This is a genomic window from Pseudomonas sp. F9001 (assembly GCF_013385435.1).
In the GTDB taxonomy this organism is placed as follows: Bacteria; Pseudomonadota; Gammaproteobacteria; order Pseudomonadales; family Pseudomonadaceae; genus Aquipseudomonas.
On record NZ_JACAPX010000006.1, the window covers coordinates 261,304 to 278,188 of the forward strand.

At 60.2% G+C, this 16,885-nt stretch carries 15 protein-coding genes; 11 read left to right on the plus strand and 4 right to left on the minus strand.

What is annotated here, in order from left to right; all coding sequences use genetic code 11:
• The first annotated feature begins 27 nt into the window (after positions 1 to 27).
• From HX818_RS05480 to HX818_RS05490, 3 genes are all read left to right on the plus strand, one after another.
• Positions 28 to 933, plus strand: coding sequence for a DUF808 domain-containing protein (locus HX818_RS05480; RefSeq protein WP_177019608.1), 906 nt, complete (start codon positions 28 to 30; stop codon positions 931 to 933).
• A gap of 34 nt (positions 934 to 967) precedes the next feature.
• Entirely contained in the window at positions 968 to 1,951 is a 984-nt protein-coding gene (locus HX818_RS05485; protein WP_177019609.1) for a GlxA family transcriptional regulator, read from the plus strand.
• A 71-nt stretch (positions 1,952 to 2,022) separates the two neighbouring features.
• Complete coding sequence (locus tag HX818_RS05490) at positions 2,023 to 4,014, plus strand: FUSC family protein (RefSeq protein WP_177019610.1); 1,992 nt, start codon at positions 2,023 to 2,025, stop codon at positions 4,012 to 4,014.
• A 30-nt stretch (positions 4,015 to 4,044) separates the two neighbouring features.
• Here HX818_RS05490 and HX818_RS05495 read toward each other — a convergent pair whose 3' ends face one another.
• Both HX818_RS05495 and HX818_RS05500 read right to left on the minus strand, forming a co-directional pair.
• Positions 4,045 to 4,833, minus strand: a complete 789-nt coding sequence (locus HX818_RS05495) for a VacJ family lipoprotein (RefSeq protein WP_003210582.1) — start codon at positions 4,831 to 4,833, stop codon at positions 4,045 to 4,047.
• Positions 4,826 to 6,124 (minus strand): hypothetical protein, encoded by a 1,299-nt coding sequence (locus tag HX818_RS05500; protein WP_003210581.1) that lies wholly within the window; start codon positions 6,122 to 6,124, stop codon positions 4,826 to 4,828. Before HX818_RS05500 ends, HX818_RS05495 begins: the two co-directional genes overlap by 8 nt.
• A 236-nt stretch (positions 6,125 to 6,360) precedes the next feature.
• Here HX818_RS05500 and HX818_RS05505 point away from each other — a divergent pair, with 236 nt between their 5' ends.
• Positions 6,361 to 6,729: a hypothetical protein gene (locus HX818_RS05505; RefSeq protein ID WP_003210580.1), complete on the plus strand. Its 369-nt coding sequence runs from the start codon at positions 6,361 to 6,363 to the stop codon at positions 6,727 to 6,729.
• A gap of 98 nt (positions 6,730 to 6,827) precedes the next feature.
• On the opposite strand, the gene HX818_RS05510 is transcribed toward HX818_RS05505, so the two are convergent.
• Positions 6,828 to 8,381 (minus strand): glycosyl hydrolase family 17 protein, encoded by a 1,554-nt coding sequence (locus tag HX818_RS05510; protein ID WP_177019611.1) that lies wholly within the window; start codon positions 8,379 to 8,381, stop codon positions 6,828 to 6,830.
• A 330-nt stretch (positions 8,382 to 8,711) separates the two neighbouring features.
• Here HX818_RS05510 and HX818_RS05515 point away from each other — a divergent pair, with 330 nt between their 5' ends.
• The 3 genes from HX818_RS05515 to HX818_RS05525 all read left to right on the plus strand — a co-directional run bounded on the left by HX818_RS05515 (position 8,712) and on the right by HX818_RS05525 (position 11,769).
• The gene (locus HX818_RS05515; protein ID WP_008433997.1) at positions 8,712 to 9,563 is read left to right on the plus strand and encodes a glycine betaine ABC transporter substrate-binding protein; all 852 of its coding nucleotides are present in this window, start codon (positions 8,712 to 8,714) and stop codon (positions 9,561 to 9,563) included.
• A 239-nt stretch (positions 9,564 to 9,802) separates the two neighbouring features.
• Positions 9,803 to 10,114: a DUF485 domain-containing protein gene (locus HX818_RS05520; RefSeq protein ID WP_003210577.1), complete on the plus strand. Its 312-nt coding sequence runs from the start codon at positions 9,803 to 9,805 to the stop codon at positions 10,112 to 10,114.
• A complete protein-coding gene (locus HX818_RS05525; protein WP_003210576.1) occupies positions 10,111 to 11,769 on the plus strand; it encodes a cation acetate symporter in 1,659 nt (552 codons plus the stop codon). Before HX818_RS05520 ends, HX818_RS05525 begins: the two co-directional genes overlap by 4 nt.
• Before the next feature lie 162 nt (positions 11,770 to 11,931).
• On the opposite strand, the gene gltA is transcribed toward HX818_RS05525, so the two are convergent.
• The gene (gene gltA / locus HX818_RS05530) at positions 11,932 to 13,221 is read right to left on the minus strand and encodes a citrate synthase (RefSeq protein WP_003210575.1); all 1,290 of its coding nucleotides are present in this window, start codon (positions 13,219 to 13,221) and stop codon (positions 11,932 to 11,934) included.
• A gap of 363 nt (positions 13,222 to 13,584) precedes the next feature.
• Between gltA and sdhC the strand changes: the two genes are divergently transcribed.
• From sdhC to HX818_RS05550, 4 genes are read left to right on the plus strand one after another with little or no spacing between them, the layout of a single operon-like run.
• Positions 13,585 to 13,959: a succinate dehydrogenase, cytochrome b556 subunit gene (gene sdhC, locus HX818_RS05535; protein ID WP_008433998.1), complete on the plus strand. Its 375-nt coding sequence runs from the start codon at positions 13,585 to 13,587 to the stop codon at positions 13,957 to 13,959.
• Complete coding sequence (gene sdhD, locus HX818_RS05540) at positions 13,953 to 14,321, plus strand: succinate dehydrogenase, hydrophobic membrane anchor protein (protein WP_003210573.1); 369 nt, start codon at positions 13,953 to 13,955, stop codon at positions 14,319 to 14,321. The genes sdhC and sdhD overlap by 7 nt, the downstream gene beginning before the upstream one ends.
• 3 nt (positions 14,322 to 14,324) lie before the next feature.
• Positions 14,325 to 16,100: a succinate dehydrogenase flavoprotein subunit gene (gene sdhA / locus HX818_RS05545; protein WP_003210572.1), complete on the plus strand. Its 1,776-nt coding sequence runs from the start codon at positions 14,325 to 14,327 to the stop codon at positions 16,098 to 16,100.
• 11 nt (positions 16,101 to 16,111) lie between these two features.
• On the plus strand, positions 16,112 to 16,816 hold the full coding sequence (locus tag HX818_RS05550; protein ID WP_003210571.1) for a succinate dehydrogenase iron-sulfur subunit: 705 nt from the start codon (positions 16,112 to 16,114) through the stop codon (positions 16,814 to 16,816).
• Positions 16,817 to 16,885 lie beyond the last annotated feature (69 nt).

Below are 16,885 nucleotides of genomic sequence, written 5' to 3' on the forward strand. Positions count from 1 at the left end.
CACTTTGAATCACGGGAAGCCTGAGCCATGGCAGGAAGCAGTTTGCTGGTATTGATCGACGACATCGCTGCGGTGCTCGACGATGTAGCGTTGATGACCAAGATGGCCGCGAAGAAAACCGCCGGCGTGCTGGGGGACGACCTGGCGCTGAATGCCCAGCAAGTCTCCGGGGTGCGCGCCGAGCGGGAAATTCCGGTGGTGTGGGCGGTGGCCAAGGGCTCGTTCGTCAACAAGCTGATTTTGGTGCCGGCTGCGTTGCTGATCAGCGCATTTGCGCCGTGGGCGGTGACACCGCTGTTGATGCTGGGCGGCGCTTATTTGTGTTTTGAGGGCTTCGAAAAGCTCGCCCATAGCTTCTTCCACAAGCGCACCGAAGAGCAGGCGCACCTGGTGGAAGCCGTGGCGGATCCGGCCACGGACCTGGTGGCCTTCGAGAAGGACAAGATCAAGGGCGCGATCCGTACCGACTTCATCCTCTCCGCCGAAATCATCGCCATCACCCTCGGTACCGTGGCCGATGCACCGCTGATGCAGCAAGTGATCGTGCTGTCGGGTATCGCCATCGTCATGACCATCGGCGTCTACGGCCTGGTGGCGGGTATCGTCAAGCTCGACGACCTGGGCCTGTGGCTCACCCAGAAGCCCGGCCAGGCGGCGCGCAGCATTGGCGGGGCGATCCTGCGGGCGGCGCCGTACATGATGAAAAGCCTGTCGGTGATCGGTACGGCGGCGATGTTCATGGTCGGCGGTGGCATCCTGACCCATGGTGTGCCGGTGGTGCATCACTGGATCGAGACCGTGAGCCAGAGCACTGGCGGCCTGGCGTGGTTGATGCCGACGTTGCTCAATGCAGTGGCGGGGATCATTGCCGGGGCCGTGGTGTTGGCGGTGGTCAGCGTGCTGGGTAACCTCTGGAAGCGGGTGAGGGCATAGGCATTTGATCGAGCGACGGCAATTCAGCGGGGGCATGAAAGGCAAGAACCTCCGCTACCTGAATGAAAATCCCGGCGACGCCCGCCAGACGGTGCGTGCGGGATTTGTGTTGCTCGAACATTTCTCGCTGCCGGCGTTTACCCAGGCGCTGGATACGCTGATCACCGCCAACCTGCTGCGGCCCGCTTCTTTTTCTACGTCGACCTTCGGCTTGCGGGAAGGCGAGGTGATCAGTGACCTGGGGCTGGTGATCCGGCCCGATGCGCGGCTTGAGTCTTCGGTGCTTAAAGAGTTGGACCTGTTGGTGATATGCGGTGGCTATCGCACTGAACTGAAGGCTGCGGAGGAGTTTATCCACCTGCTGAAAAGCGCCTCGGAGCAGGGTGTGAGCCTGGCCGGTTTGTGGAATGGTGCGTGGTTCCTGGGGCGTGCGGGATTGCTGGGCGGCTACCGCTGCGCCGTGCACCCGGAACATCGCCCGGCCCTGGCCGAGTTCTGCAAGGCGACGCAGGTCAGCAGCGAACCCTATGTGATTGATCGCGACCGGCTGACGGCATCGAGCCCTTCCGGTGCGTTTCATATGGCGCTGGACTGGATCAAGGGGCTGTACGGCAAAGCGTTGGTGGAGGGAATCGAGGACATCCTGGCGTTTGAGGAGTCGCGCTACCGGCGGGTGAAACCCACGGAAAACGTGTGCTTGAGCGCACCCCTGCGCGAGGTGGTCAACCTGATGGACGCCAACCTCGAAGAGCCTCTGGAGCTTGAGCAACTGGCCGTTTATGCGGGCCGTTCCCGACGCCAGTTGGAGCGTTTGTTCAAGGAGCAGCTTGGCACCACGCCCCAGCGTTATTACCTGGAACTGCGCATCACCGAGGCCCGTCGGCTGCTGCAACACACCGAGCTGTCCCAGGTGGACGTGCTGGTGGCCTGCGGGTTTGTCTCGCCGAGCCATTTCAGCAAGTGCTACAGCGCCTACTTTGGCTACAGGCCATCCAAGGAAAAGCGCCTGGTCAAATAGCCTGAGATTGGCATTCGCCACAAATATAGATACGATGCTAATCATTAGCTTGCTATCTATATGTAGGTTTAATGAAATCCTCCACCTTCCAGCTCCCTGATTTCTGGCAGGCGACGTTGACCCCGTCCCGTAGCGATCTGCTGTTTGCCTTGCGCAACATGATCGCCGGCGGGGTCGCGTTGTACCTGGCCTTCTGTTTTGACTTGCAGCAACCGCAATGGGCCCTGACCACCGTATTTATCGTGGGCCAGTCCACCAGCGGCATGGTCCTGGCCAAAGGCGCCTATCGGCTGGTGGGTACGTTTGTCGGGGCCATGGTTTCCATTGCGATGATCGGCGTGTTTGGCCAGGCGCCGCTGCTGTTCCTGCTGTGCATGGCGCTGTGGCTGGCGTTCTGCACCACGGGGGCATCCTTGCTGCGCAATCATGCGTCCTATGGGTTTGTGCTGGCGGGTTACACCACGGCGATTATTGCGCTGCCCGCTACGGCGGCACCGCTGGGAGTGTTCGATGAGGCGGTGGCACGCTGCCAGGAGATCAGCCTGGGGATTCTTTGTGCCTCCATCGCCAGTACGATTCTGTGGCCGCGCCGGGTCGAGCAGGTGCTGGCGGTTCAGGCGCGCGCCGCCTGGCAGGCCGGGGTGCGGGCTGCCGCTTCGGAGCTGTTGGGTACCGACCAGCGTAAAGGCTTGCTCGAAGCATTGAGCCGCCTGGTGGCGGTGGACAGCCAGCGCGACCATGCCTGGTTTGAAGGGCCCAAGGGCCGGCGCCGCTCCCAGGCCTTGCGGGTGCTCAGCCGTGATCTGCTTAGCCTGCTGCGGGCGGCGCGGGGCGTGGCGCGACAGCGGATGATGCTCGATGAAACGGCGGCGGTCGGGCCACTGATTGAAGCGGTGGCTTCGGCGTTGCAGCAGGAGCGTCTTGATGAACTGCCCGAGTTGTCACAACGGCTTGGCCTGGCGTTGCAGGATCCGCAGCTTGGCCAGGAGGCGCACTTTTGCCTGGTGCAACTGGCGCAGGTGTTGCGCTTGATTGAGCGGGGTGCATTGACGCTGTCGGCGGTCGAGCAGGGCAGGGTGCCGCCCGGCGCACCGGGGGCGATGTCCTGGCACCGGGATATCGAGCAGGGGGTGCTTGGCGGGCTGCGCAGTGCGTTGGCGTTTCTGGCGGTCGCGGCGTTCTGGATCTTTACGGCATGGCCTTCGGGTTTGGGCGCGGTATCGATTTGTGGCGTGGTGTTGAGCCTGTTTGCAGCGCGGGAAAACCCGTCGGCCTCCAGCCTGAATTTCCTCAAGGGCATAGCGCTGTCGATCCCGGTGGCCGGTTTTGTGTGCTTCGTGCTGTTGCCCGGCTTCGATGGCTTTCCCCTGTTATGCCTGGCGTTGGGAGTGCCGCTGTTTTTCGCCTCGTTGTGCATGAGCCGCCTCAAGCTAGCGGCCACGGCCTCGGCGTTCTGCATCTTTTTCGTCAACAACGTCGGGCCCAGCAATGTGATGACCTATGACTTCGCCGCGTTCCTCAACAAGGCCATCGCGACGTTGGTGGGTGTCGGGATTGCCGTGGTGGTGTTTCGGCTGATCCAGCTCAATCCCGGCGAGCATCACTATCGGCGGATGTTCAAGGCTTCATTGTTCGACCTGGCGCAATTGACTTCCCGTCCCCTGGAGCAGGCTGAAAGCTGGTTTGGCGGGCGCATGGCGGACCGGCTGATTCGCTTGTCGCGCTACAGCGAAACCTTGCCTGCCGATCGCCGTGTCCACTGGGATAACGGATTGCTGGGGCTGGACCTGGGGGATGAGTTGCTGGAGTTGCGCGCCTGCCTGGCGGACAGCCGGGGTGCGTTGGCGATTGAGCGCGATCGCTATTTGCGGGCATTGGAGTCGGTGTTGGAGGAGGGTGGACCGAGCGTGGCGAATGAGTCGCTGATGGATGCGGCCAGCGTTGCGATGCTTGAAGCGCTTGAACAGCCTTCGGGATTGGCGGAGCAGGATCGGGAAATGGCCAGGGCGGCGGTGCTGCAACTGCGGTTTACGTGGCGTAAGTGGTGTCGGCGGGGGATGTAGGCGCTGGCAAGCCAGCGCCTACACGGGGCATTACTCGGCGATCTGCAACTTGCGCGCCTCGGTGTACACGTAGCGCACCTTTTCATACTCGAACGGCGAGTTCATCTGGCCGTAGCGGAAGCTGGTCTGGTAGCGCTTGTCGACGGCGCGCAGGGCCCAGATTTCCGGGTGGTTTTCGCTGACCTTGGACACGTTCAGGAAGTTGATCTCGGTCTCGGCGCCGTAGTCCACCAGCAGGCCGGTGGTATCCCGCAGGTTCGACGGACCAAACAGCGGCAGCACCAGGTAGGCGCCGCCCGGTACACCGTAGAAGCCCAGGGTCTGGCCGAAGTCTTCGCTCTGGCGCGGCAGGCCCATGGCGGTGGCCGGGTCCCACAGACCGGCGATGCCGATGGTGGTGTTGAGCAGCAGGCGGCCGGTGGTTTCCAGGGAACGATGGCCCTTGAGCTGCAGCAGGCTGTTCAGCAGGTTGGGTACATCCCCGAGGTTGTTGAAGAAGTTGCTGACGCCGGTACGCAGGAAGCTCGGGGTGACATAGCGGTAACCGTCCACCACGGGCAGGAACACCCACTGGTCGAAGCGGTAGTTGAAGTGGTAGACCCGGCGGTTCCACGACTCCAGCGGGTCGTAGACATTCAGCGCGTTGACCGACGAGCGCTCGAACTCACGCTGGTCCAGGCCAGGGTTGAACTTGAGGTGGCTCAGGGGCTCCTTGAAGCCGTCGGAGTCCACTACGGTCGGCGTGTGGGCCTTGCTGTTGTCGGCATTGGCCACGCCCGCGCACATCAGGGCGGCGAGCAGCAGAAGATATTTAGCCACGGAAGAACTCCAGCATGGCGTCGGCGTTGACGCGGTAGTTGAGGTTGCCGCAATGGCCGCCCAGGGGGTAGACGGTCAAGCGATCGCCGAAGGTTTTACGCAGGAAGCCAAGGTCGCCCGGGCCCAGGATCACGTCGTCGGCGTTGTGCATGACGGCAATTTTCGGGCTGTCGTGCAGGTAGTCCTTGAGGGCATACAGGCTGACCTGGTCAACCAGTTGCAGCAGGCTGCCGCCGTCGGAACGGGCGCGCCACATCGGGATCACCTGTTCGGTGAGGTAGCAGTCGAAGTCGCACTGCAGCGCACGCTTGAGGAACGGCGTGAGGCTGGTGCCTTCGCTGATCGGGTACTTGGGCGGGATGATCAGGCCGCGACGGTTGATCAGGTCCGAGGTGAAGGCAATGTCGGCCGCCGAGAAGCGGAACGAGGTGCCGATCAGCATCGCCATCTGTTCGTTGGTCAGGTGTTCCTTGGAGTTCTGGAAGTCGTAGAGCAGGGCATCGTTGAGGTCGATGTAGCCCTTTTGCTGGAAGTAGCGGGTCAGTTTGTTCAACACCAGCTCATAGAAGGTGGTGCTGTTGTTGATGCCCTTGACCTCGGTCTGCACCAGTTTGTCGAGGTTGGTGATCGAGGTATAGAGGTTGACCGGCGGGTTCAGCAGCAGGACTTTCTTGAAGTTGAAGCTGCGACGGGTTTCGTCCAGCTTGCTGACAAAGGCTGCGTCGAGGGCGCCGAGGCTGTAGCCGGTGAGGTAGAAGTCGGTCACGGGCAGCGTCGGGTTTTGCGCGCGTACGGCCTGCATCACGCGGTACATGTCTTCGGCGTCTTCCTGGCTGATGCCGGGAGTGGCGAAGCGCGAGGCGGCGGCGATGAAGTCGAAGCTGGTGGGGGACGACAGCTGGACGACGTGGTAACCGGCCTTGTAGTACAGCTTTTTCAGGTATTCGTTGATGGTGCTGTCAAAGCGTGCGCCGGTGCCGGCGATCAGGAAGATCAGCGGTGCGGCACGGTCCTGCTTGGCGATGCGGTAGGTGAGTTTCTTCACCGCCCAGAAGTTGTCAGGCAGGCTGAACTCGCGCTCGGGGCGCATCGTCAGGGTGTAGTCGGACTGATTGATTTGATCGTCCGATGGCAGTTCCGGCCGCAGGTTCGGCGGGGTGGTGGCGATGGTCGCTTCAAACGGGTTGGTCAAAGGGTAGCCATAGCTGGCCTGGTCGATATCGACCGCCAGTGCTGACGCACTCAGAAAAAGGCTGCCCAACAGGGCCGCACAGCGCAAGGAACGGAGCATGACTAAATCCCTAAGAGGAAAACGTGCTGAAGTGGAGTTCGCAGGCTATGACCACCGCGTTGCTGCCGAAGTGCCAGCCTTCGGCACTAAAAGTCGGAAAAAACGTCGGAATCGGGGTAATAGTAGCGAGACGATACACTTTGGCACGCCTTAATGAACACTTATCTGTTTGCAAAACTTGCCAACGGCCACCGGGGGATTAAGCTGGGCGCCGTTTTCGCCTATCGGAGTGCCCCATGTCCCGCCGTTTTCCGCTGATCCTGTTGCTTATTGCCCTGCCGCTTTGGCTGGCCGCCAGTTATGGCGCGCGTTACGGATTCATGGAGGATGGCCGTTGGGTGGGCATTTGCGCTGACGAAGCCAGCCGCTGGGAATGCCAGGTGCGTTCCAACCTGGGGTTGATGATTCACTTCAAGGTGCTGGGCTGGGCGGCGCTGGTCACGGCGGTGCTGGCGTTTTTCGTGCCGGGCCGGGCCGGGTGGGGTTTGGCGGTGTTGGCGCTGGTGTTCGGGTTTCCGGCGTTGGCGTTGTACAACACGACCTTTGCGGTGTTTGCGGTGGTGATTGCGGGGTTGCGGTTGGTCCGTAAGCCTCGCGTTGCCTGACAGGGCCTCTTCGCGAGCAAGCCCGCTCCCACATTTGACCGAGTACATTCCTTGGAATGCGGTCGAGTGTGGGAGCGGGCTTGCTCGCGAAAGCGGTCTTAAGCCTTGCGCACCCGCAAGCAACGCCACAATGCTAGGACCATGAGCAGGCTCACCACCGCCCAACCCCACGCCTGCTGGTTCATCACCCCTTCACGGAACAACTGCGGCGCAATACCGGCACCGATGATGAACGCCAGCAACGCAATCTCCCGCCGCAGCCCGCTCACCGGACGCACCAGGTACACCAGCGCCGGCAGCACCAGCGCGGCACTCGGGAAGCTGCGGTAACGCGGGTCAAATACCAGCGCCAGCATCATTACCGCACCGGCAAACCCGGCGATTGCCACCAGCCAGCCAGCGCGCTGCTCCAGCCAGTTGAAGGCGCGTTCGCGCCAACCTTCTCGCGTACTCAACGCCAGGGCGGCGTGAGCCAGTACCGCAAGGTTCAAGGCCACCAGCAATCCAGCCCACACCCACTCATCCGTGAAGCGCGCGGTGACCCGGTTCAACTCGGCCCAGGTGCCGATCGAGCAGGCCGCCACGGCGCCCAGCAATGGCAACAACAACGCAGCCCGGGCCGTGCGCACGCGGCCACCCAGCAGCAGCGTGCCCAGCAGGATAATCCCGCCAACCCCCAGCCACAGCGGCCAGTACGGCACATTGGTCACCGGGCCGGCGAGCACGCCCTTGTCCTGGCGGTCCGCATCAAACAGGCCCCAGTAACCACCCACCGCCCCTTCACTGGCACGTTTCCACGGCTGGTCAAAGGCTTCGATCAGGTTGTAGTGCCAGCCATTGGCCTCGGCCATGGCCACGAACCCGCGCATGAATTTCGCTTCGTTGACCCGGCTCGGCACCGCCGTTTCCCGCTGGCGGCCTTCGCTCGGCCAGCCGGTCTCGCCGATCATCACGTCCTTGGGGGCGAACTTGTTGCCGAAGGTCTGGCGCACATCGCCCACGTGCTTGAGCGCCTGGTCGATGCCCGAGGGGTCATCTTCCCAGTACGGCAGCAGGTGGATGGTCAGGAAGTCCACGGCCGGGGCGATTTCCGGGTGTTGCAGCCAGAACTCCCACACATCGGCGTAGGTGACCGGTTGCTTGATATGGTCCTTGACGTGATGGATCAACTTGACCAACTGCGCGGCAGTGACTTCCTTGCGCAGCAGGGTTTCGTTGCCGACGATCACCGAGGTGACGACGTCGGGGTTGGCATTGGCCGAAGCGATCAGTGCCTCGACTTCCTTGGCGGTGGCCACCGGATCACTGCTGACCCATGCGCCGCTCATCAGCTTCAGGCCGTGTTTGCGCGCCAGTGCCGGCAAGTCTTCAAGGCCGGTCTGGGAGTAGGTGCGAATGCATTCGAAGCGGGTGGCCAGCAACGCCAGGTCGGCGTCCATGCGCTCGGGGCGCAGTTTGAACGGCTGGTCGAACGGCGACTGGTCTTTGTCGAAGGGCGTGTAGGACGCACATTGCAGCTTGTGGCTGGCGCTGGCCACGTCCGGCAGCACCACCGGTTGGCCAAGGCCGTACCAATAGCCACCGAGGGCCAGCACACCGAGGATCAGGGCAAATAAATAGGGCAGGAGCGGGAAACGTGCAGTCGCGGGCATGATCAGGCCGTCTGGGGGCAAAGGCGCGCATCTTACCCGGATTTGAGCCGTCCCAGTGGGGCCGCATAATTTTGACATGCAAAGTTCGGGCGGGATCGTCGGTGAATGTCCTACAAATCATCCTGCTGGCGATGTGATGTCGTTTCTTGCTTACCTGAGGTCGCAGTCAGAGCAGGTCGCTTGTGGCAGCAGGTTGATGATCGAAGTGTCAGCCCTCCACTGATGAGGCAACCACGTGATCGATGCGCGTGAAGGGGGCGCGGTGCACCACATAACAACAGGTTGACGTCGCTCGGCATCCGCCGGGCGCAGCACTTTCGGGGAAGCACTATGAAGATGCGACGACTCTTGGGCGCAGCTGCCACTCTGGTAGTTGCGATGAGCTCCACACTGGCCAGCGCCGACAGCAAAACCCTGAGCATCGGCTATGTGGATGGCTGGTCGGACAGTGTCGCCACCACCCACGTGGCGGCAGAAGTGATCAAGCAAAAGCTCGGTTATGACGTGAAACTGCAAGCGGTCGCCACCGGGATCATGTGGCAAGGCGTGGCCACCGGCAAACTCGACGCCATGCTCTCCGCCTGGTTGCCGGTGACCCACGGTGAATACTGGGCCAAGAACAAGGACAAGGTGGTCGACTACGGCCCCAACTTCAAGGACGCCAAGATCGGCCTGATCGTGCCTGAGTACGTGAAAGCCAAATCCATCGAAGACCTCAAGACCGACACCACCTTCAAGAACAAGATCGTGGGTATCGACGCCGGTTCAGGTGTGATGCTCAAGACCGACGAAGCAATCAAGGCCTATGGCCTGGACTACAAGCTGCAAGCCAGCTCGGGCGCGGCGATGATCGCCGAGTTGACCCGTGCCGAAGACAAACAGGAATCCATTGCGGTCACCGGCTGGGTGCCACACTGGATGTTCGCCAAGTGGAAACTGCGTTTCCTGGACGACCCAAAAGGAATTTATGGTGCTGCTGAGACCGTCAACAGCATCGGCAGCAAAGGCCTGGAAAAGAAAGCCCCGGAAGTCGTGGCGTTCCTGAAGAAATTCCAGTGGGCCTCCAAGGATGAAATCGGCGAAGTCATGCTGGCGATCCAAGAGGGCGCCAAGCCTGAAGCGGCGGCCAAGGACTGGGTGGCCAAGCACCCTGAGCGCGTCGCCGAGTGGACTGCTAAGTAAGTCTCTTGTGGGAGCTGGCTTGCCTGCGATGCAGACGCCTCGGTGCACTTGATGTATCGAGGTGATCCCATCGCGGGCAAGCCCGGCTCCCACATTATTTCGCCCCCGCAATTATTCCTGCACCTTCAATATCCCTCGCTACACTCCTTCTACTACTAAGGTCGTCTGGAACCTGTTCCTCAGCCGCATACAGTGGATATGTTCCAATAATAAAAAGCTGTGCTGCGAGGATAAAAACAATGAACGACAGCATTTACCTCTCGATTCAAAACAGCCCGCGTTTCAAGGAGCTGGTTAGTAAAAGGGAAAGATTCGCCTGGATTCTCTCGGCAATCATGCTTGGGCTTTACTCCGCTTTCATTCTTCTGATTGCCTATGGGCCGCAAATACTGGGGGCCAAGATCAGCCCCGGTTCGTCCATCACGTGGGGGATCCCTATCGGGGTCGGGCTGATTGTGTCGGCCTTCGTCCTCACCGGCATCTATGTACGACGCGCCAACGGCGAATTCGACGACTTGAACAATGCGATTCTCAAGGAGGCTGCGCAATGATCCGTCGTCTATTGGCTGTACTCGGCGCTTCGGCCTTTGCACCTGCCGTTTGGGCGGCCGATGCACTGACCGGCGAAGTGCATAAACAACCGCTGAATATCGCAGCGATCCTGATGTTCGTGGCCTTCGTCGGCGCGACCTTGTGCATCACCTACTGGGCGTCCAAGCGCAACAAGTCGGCGGCCGACTACTATGCGGCCGGCGGCAAGATCACCGGGTTCCAGAACGGTCTGGCGATTGCCGGTGACTACATGTCGGCAGCCTCCTTCCTGGGGATTTCTGCGCTGGTGTTCACCTCCGGCTACGACGGCCTGATCTACTCGATCGGCTTCCTGGTGGGCTGGCCGATCATTCTGTTCCTGATCGCCGAGCGCCTGCGTAACCTGGGCAAATACACCTTTGCCGACGTGGCGTCCTATCGCCTGGGGCAAACCCAGATCCGCAGCCTGTCGGCCTGTGGCTCTTTGGTGGTGGTGGCGTTCTACCTGATCGCGCAGATGGTCGGCGCGGGCAAGCTGATCCAGCTGCTGTTCGGCCTGGATTATCACGTCGCGGTGATCCTGGTAGGCATCCTGATGTGCCTCTATGTGTTGTTCGGCGGCATGCTGGCGACCACCTGGGTGCAGATCATCAAGGCAGTGCTGTTGCTGTCCGGTGCCTCGTTCATGGCGCTGATGGTGATGAAACACGTCAACTTCGACTTCAACATGCTGTTTGCCGAGGCGATCAAGGTTCACCCTAAAGGTGAAGCGATCATGAGCCCGGGCGGCCTGGTGAAAGACCCGATTTCGGCGTTCTCCCTCGGCCTGGCACTGATGTTCGGTACCGCCGGCCTGCCGCACATCCTGATGCGCTTCTTCACTGTGAGTGACGCAAAGGAAGCGCGCAAGAGCGTGCTGTATGCCACTGGCTTCATCGGCTACTTCTATATCCTGACCTTCATCATCGGCTTCGGCGCGATCCTGCTGGTCAGCACCAACCCGGCGTTCAAGGATGCTGCAGGTGCCTTGCTCGGCGGTAACAACATGGCGGCGGTGCACCTGGCCAACGCGGTGGGCGGCAGTATCTTCCTGGGCTTCATCTCGGCCGTGGCGTTTGCCACCATCCTGGCAGTGGTTGCCGGTTTGACCCTGGCGGGTGCTTCGGCGGTGTCCCATGACCTGTACGCCAGCGTGATCAAGAAAGGCAAGGCCAACGAGAAGGATGAGATTCGCGTATCGAAGATCACCACCATCGCCCTGGCAGTACTGGCGATTGGCTTGGGCATCCTGTTTGAAAGCCAGAACATCGCGTTCATGGTGGGCCTGGCGTTCTCCATTGCGGCCAGCTGTAACTTCCCGGTGCTGCTGCTTTCCATGTACTGGAAAAACCTCACCACCCGCGGTGCGATGATTGGTGGCTGGCTGGGCTTGATCAGTGCCGTTGGCCTGATGATCCTCGGCCCAACCATCTGGGTCTCGATCCTGCACCATGAGAAGGCGATCTTCCCTTACGAGTACCCGGCGCTGTTCTCGATGATCATTGCGTTCATCGGCATCTGGTTCTTCTCCATCACCGACAAGTCGGCGGCGGCAGAGAAGGAACGTGCGCTGTACTTCCCGCAGTTTGTGCGTTCGCAGACTGGCCTGGGGGCGAGTGGGGCGGTTAGCCACTAAGCCCGTAACAGTTACAAAAAAATGCCCCGGTCGTGAGATCGGGGCTTTTTTTTGCCTTTATTGGTAACAGATACGACAAAACTGTTTCTCAAATCCGGCACAAATAAAAACGGCCTCCCTATCAAAGGAGGCCGTTTTCGGTGTAGCCAAGTAGCGGTTAGCTTACTTGCGGTCTTCCAGCTTGGTGATGTCACGCGACTCGTAGCCAGTGTACAGCTGGCGCGGACGGCCAATCTTGTACGGGCTGGAGAGCATTTCTTTCCAGTGGGAGATCCAGCCCACGGTCCGCGCCAAGGCGAAGATCACGGTGAACATGCTGGTTGGAATGCCGATCGCCTTGAGGATGATCCCCGAGTAGAAGTCGACGTTCGGGTACAGCGAGCGCTCGATGAAGTACGGGTCGGTCAGGGCGATCTCTTCCAGGCGCATGGCCAGTTCGAGTTGCGGATCGTTCTTGATGCCCAGTTCCTTCAACACTTCGTCGCAGGTCTTCTTCATTACGGTGGCGCGCGGGTCGCGGTTCTTGTAGACCCGGTGACCGAAGCCCATCAACTTGAACGGATCGTTCTTGTCCTTGGCCTTGGCGATGAACTTGTCGATGTTCGAGACATCGCCGATTTCATCGAGCATGGTCAATACGGCTTCGTTCGCACCGCCGTGGGCAGGGCCCCACAGTGCGGCGATACCGGCGGCGATACAGGCGAACGGGTTGGCACCCGAGGAGCCCGCCAGGCGCACGGTAGAGGTCGAGGCGTTCTGTTCGTGGTCGGCGTGGAGGATGAAGATCTTGTCCATCGCGGCGGCCAGCACCGGGCTGATCGGTTTGATCTCGCACGGGGTGTTGAACATCATGTGCAGGAAGTTTTCCGCGTACGTCAGGTCGTTGCGCGGGTACATCATGGGTTGGCCCATGGAGTACTTGTAAACCATTGCGGCCAGGGTCGGCATCTTGGCAACCAGGCGGATCGCGGAGATTTCGCGATGCTGCGGGTTATTGATGTCCAGGGAGTCGTGATAGAAGGCCGACAGGGCGCCGACTACGCCGCACATGACGGCCATCGGGTGGGCGTCGCGACGGAAGCCGTTGAAGAAGGTCTTCAACTGCTCGTGAACCATGGTGTGGTTCTTCACGGTGCTGACAAACTGGGCCTTTTGCTCAGCTGTTGGCAATTCGCCATTAAGCAGCAGGTAGCAGGTTTCCAGGTAGTCCGACTGTTCAGCAAGCTGTTCGATCGGGTAGCCGCGGTGCAGCAGGATACCGTTATCACCGTCGATATAGGTGATCTTCGACTCGCATGAGGCGGTCGACATGAAGCCTGGGTCGAATGTAAAACGGCCCGTGGCCGTCAGGCCCCGTACGTCGATAACATCGGGACCAACGGTGCCGGTTAAAATGGGCAGCTCGACGGGGGCTGCGCCCTCGATGATCAACTGCGCTTTTTTGTCAGCCATGTGGCCTCCTATTTATGCTTCAAATCATCAGACAGACCCCCCACGCAGGGCCCGCACCACTATAGTGAGATAAATTCAGATGTCAATTTGCCTAAAGTCTTGCTCCAGAAGGCTTTAACCGTACTTTTTCCTCGAAATTACCTGCCATTTACGCCTTTTATGCCGCCAGCGCAATGCGCTATTAGGGTGAGGAGTGCGCGTTGTCATTAGTTGCCTAACTGTCTATACTCGGCCTCCGACCGCCAGGGGCTTTTGGGCCCGTTTTGATGGGGGTCGCACTCCCTGGGTGGTGGTTACCTGACCAGTGCACTCCCCAACAACTTTGCCCTGATTGTTAGGGGCTCTTCAGTGTGAAAAAAAGCCGTGAATAGCCAACGACCTGTAAACCTAGACCTAAGGACCATCAAACTCCCCATCACCGGCGTAACGTCGTTCCTGCACCGTGTATCCGGCATCATCCTGTTTCTTGGCCTGGGCATCATGCTTTATGCATTGAGCAAATCCCTGGGTTCGGAAGAAGGGTACGCCGAGGTGAAGGCATGCTTGACCAGTCCGCTGGCCAAATTCGTCGCCTGGGGCCTCCTGTCCGCTCTGCTTTATCACCTTGTGGCCGGTATTCGCCACTTGATCATGGACATGGGTATCGGTGAGACGCTGGAAGGCGGCAAGCTGGGCTCGAAAATCGTCATCGCCATTTCCGTGGTGCTGATCGTTCTGGCGGGAGTTTGGATATGGTAACCAGCGTTACGAACCTGTCGCGTTCGGGCCTCTATGACTGGATGGCGCAACGTGTGTCTGCGGTTGTTCTCGCGGCTTATTTCATCTTCCTGATCGGGTACCTCGCGGCGAACCCTGGCATTGGCTACGCCCAATGGCACGGCCTGTTCGCTCACAACGGGATGCGCATCTTCAGTCTGCTGGCCCTTGTAGCCCTGGGCGCTCACGCCTGGGTTGGCATGTGGACCATCGCGACCGACTACCTGACGCCGATGGCGCTGGGCAAGTCCGCGACAGCAGTACGGTTTCTCTTCCAGGCAGTATGCGGCGTCGCGATGTTCGCTTACTTCGTCTGGGGTGTGCAGATTCTTTGGGGTATCTGATTCATGGCTAACACAGTTAATACGCTTTCATTCGACGCCATCATCATTGGCGGCGGCGGTGCCGGCATGCGCGCTGCGCTGCAACTGGCCCAGGGCGGTCACAAGACTGCCGTGATCACCAAGGTGTTCCCGACCCGTTCCCACACCGTTTCGGCCCAGGGTGGCATCACGTGCGCCATCGCCTCCGCCGATCCAAACGATGACTGGCGCTGGCACATGTACGATACCGTCAAGGGTTCCGACTATATCGGTGACCAGGACGCTATCGAATACATGTGCTCCGTAGGCCCGGAAGCGGTCTTCGAGCTGGAGCACATGGGGCTGCCGTTCTCCCGTACCGAACAGGGTCGCATCTACCAGCGTCCGTTCGGCGGCCAGTCGAAAGACTTCGGTAAGGGTGGCCAGGCCGCTCGTACCTGTGCCGCAGCCGACCGTACCGGTCACGCGCTGTTGCACACCCTGTACCAGGCCAACCTGAAGGCCGGCACCGTATTCCTCAACGAATACTACGGCGTCGACCTGGTGAAGAACGAAGACGGTGCCTTTGTAGGCATGATCGTTATCTGCATCGAAACCGGCGAAACCTCCTACGTGCGGGCTAATGCCACCGTATTGGCGACCGGCGGTGCAGGCCGTATCTACTCTTCGACTACCAACGCCCTGATCAACACCGGTGACGGTATCGGCATGGCCCTGCGTGCAGGCGTTCCGGTACAAGACATCGAAATGTGGCAGTTCCACCCGACCGGCATCGCCGGCGCCGGTGTACTGGTTACAGAAGGTTGCCGTGGTGAAGGTGGTTACCTGATCAACAAGAACGGCGAGCGCTTCATGGAGCGTTATGCTCCGAACGCCAAAGACCTTGCCGGTCGTGACGTTGTAGCCCGTTCCATGGTTAAAGAGATCATCGCCGGTAACGGCTGTGGTCCCGATGGCGACCACGTAATGCTGAAGCTCGATCACCTCGGTGAAGAAGTGCTGCACAGCCGTCTGCCAGGCATCATGGAGCTGTCCAAGACCTTTGCCCACGTTGACCCGGCTGTTGCGCCGATCCCGGTTGTTCCAACTTGCCACTATATGATGGGCGGCGTTGCCACCAACATTCATGGCCAGGCGATCACCCAGGACGCCGACGGTGTCGACCAGATCATCCCTGGTCTGTTCGCGGTAGGTGAAGTGGCGTGCGTATCGGTTCACGGTGCCAACCGCCTGGGCGGCAACTCGCTGCTCGACCTGGTGGTATTCGGTCGTGCCGCCGGCCTGTTCCTGGAGCAGACCCTGAAGGAAGGCGTTGATTACGCTCGTCCACGCCAGTCCGACATCGACGCTGCCCTGGCACGTCTGGATGGCCTGAACTCGCGTACCGATGGCGAAGACGTCGCCTCCCTGCGCAAAGAGCTGCAAAGCTGCATGCAGAACTACTTCGGTGTGTTCCGTACCGGCGAATACATGCAGAAAGGTATCGCCCAGCTGGCTGACCTGCGTACGCGCATTGCCAACGTCAAGATCAACGACAAGAGCCAGGCGTTCAACACCGCTCGAATCGAAGCCCTTGAGCTGCAAAACCTGCTGGAAGTGGCTGAAGCGACTGCGATCGCCGCCGAGGTTCGTAAAGAATCCCGTGGTGCTCACGCTCGTGAAGACTATGAAGACCGCGACGACGAAAACTGGTTGTGCCACACCCTGTACTTCCCGGGTGACAAGCGCGTAACCAAGCGTGCCGTGAACTTCTCGCCGAAGACGGTTCCGACGTTTGAACCGAAGATTCGGACTTACTAAGGGTGGCTGCCATGTTGAAAGTCAGTGTTTATCGCTACAACCCTGATCAGGACGCTGCGCCGTTCATGCAGGAATTCCAGGTCGATACCGGTGGTAAGGACCTGATGGTGCTGGACGTGCTGGCCCTGGTTAAAGAGCAGGACGAAGGTTTCTCCTATCGTCGCTCTTGCCGTGAGGGTGTTTGCGGCTCCGACGGCATGAACATCAACGGCAAGAACGGCCTGGCGTGCATCACGCCGCTGTCTTCCGTGGTGAAAGGCAACAAGTTGGTTGTTCGTCCGCTGCCAGGTTTGCCGGTTATCCGTGACCTGGTCGTCGATATGAGCATCTTCTACAAGCAATACGAGAAGGTTAAGCCATTCCTGCAGAACGACACGCCGGCTCCGGCCATCGAGCGTCTGCAGACTCCGGAAGAGCGCGAGAAGCTGGACGGTCTGTACGAGTGCATCCTGTGCGCTTGCTGCTCGACTTCCTGCCCGTCCTTCTGGTGGAACCCCGACAAGTTCCTGGGCCCAGCTGCCCTGCTGCAAGCGTACCGCTTCCTGGCAGACAGCCGTGACACCAAGACTGCCGAGCGTCTGGCTTCGCTGGATGACCCGTTCAGCGTATTCCGCTGCCGCGGGATCATGAACTGCGTCAACGTATGTCCCAAAGGCCTGAACCCGACTAAGGCCATTGGTCACGTACGTAGCATGCTGCTGCAAAGCGGCGTGTAACCGACGTTGTAGTAAAAGCAGGACCGTTGTGCCCGTAGATGCTACGGCGCAGGCTTCAACCGGCGCCGT

What these genes read in the sequence shown, in the direction of transcription:
- HX818_RS05480 (WP_177019608.1), top strand. Translation starts at nt 28, where the DNA reads ATGGCAGGAAGCAGTTTGCTGGTATTGATCGACGACATCGCTGCGGTG.
- HX818_RS05485 (WP_177019609.1), top strand. Translation starts at nt 968, where the DNA reads ATGAAAGGCAAGAACCTCCGCTACCTGAATGAAAATCCCGGCGACGCC.
- HX818_RS05490 (WP_177019610.1), top strand. Translation starts at nt 2,023, where the DNA reads ATGAAATCCTCCACCTTCCAGCTCCCTGATTTCTGGCAGGCGACGTTG.
- HX818_RS05500 (WP_003210581.1), bottom strand. Translation starts at nt 6,124, where the DNA reads ATGCTCCGTTCCTTGCGCTGTGCGGCCCTGTTGGGCAGCCTTTTTCTG.
- HX818_RS05505 (WP_003210580.1), top strand. Translation starts at nt 6,361, where the DNA reads ATGTCCCGCCGTTTTCCGCTGATCCTGTTGCTTATTGCCCTGCCGCTT.
- HX818_RS05510 (WP_177019611.1), bottom strand. Translation starts at nt 8,381, where the DNA reads ATGCCCGCGACTGCACGTTTCCCGCTCCTGCCCTATTTATTTGCCCTG.
- HX818_RS05515 (WP_008433997.1), top strand. Translation starts at nt 8,712, where the DNA reads ATGAAGATGCGACGACTCTTGGGCGCAGCTGCCACTCTGGTAGTTGCG.
- HX818_RS05520 (WP_003210577.1), top strand. Translation starts at nt 9,803, where the DNA reads ATGAACGACAGCATTTACCTCTCGATTCAAAACAGCCCGCGTTTCAAG.
- HX818_RS05525 (WP_003210576.1), top strand. Translation starts at nt 10,111, where the DNA reads ATGATCCGTCGTCTATTGGCTGTACTCGGCGCTTCGGCCTTTGCACCT.
- gltA (WP_003210575.1), bottom strand. Translation starts at nt 13,221, where the DNA reads ATGGCTGACAAAAAAGCGCAGTTGATCATCGAGGGCGCAGCCCCCGTC.
- sdhD (WP_003210573.1), top strand. Translation starts at nt 13,953, where the DNA reads ATGGTAACCAGCGTTACGAACCTGTCGCGTTCGGGCCTCTATGACTGG.
- sdhA (WP_003210572.1), top strand. Translation starts at nt 14,325, where the DNA reads ATGGCTAACACAGTTAATACGCTTTCATTCGACGCCATCATCATTGGC.
- HX818_RS05550 (WP_003210571.1), top strand. Translation starts at nt 16,112, where the DNA reads ATGTTGAAAGTCAGTGTTTATCGCTACAACCCTGATCAGGACGCTGCG.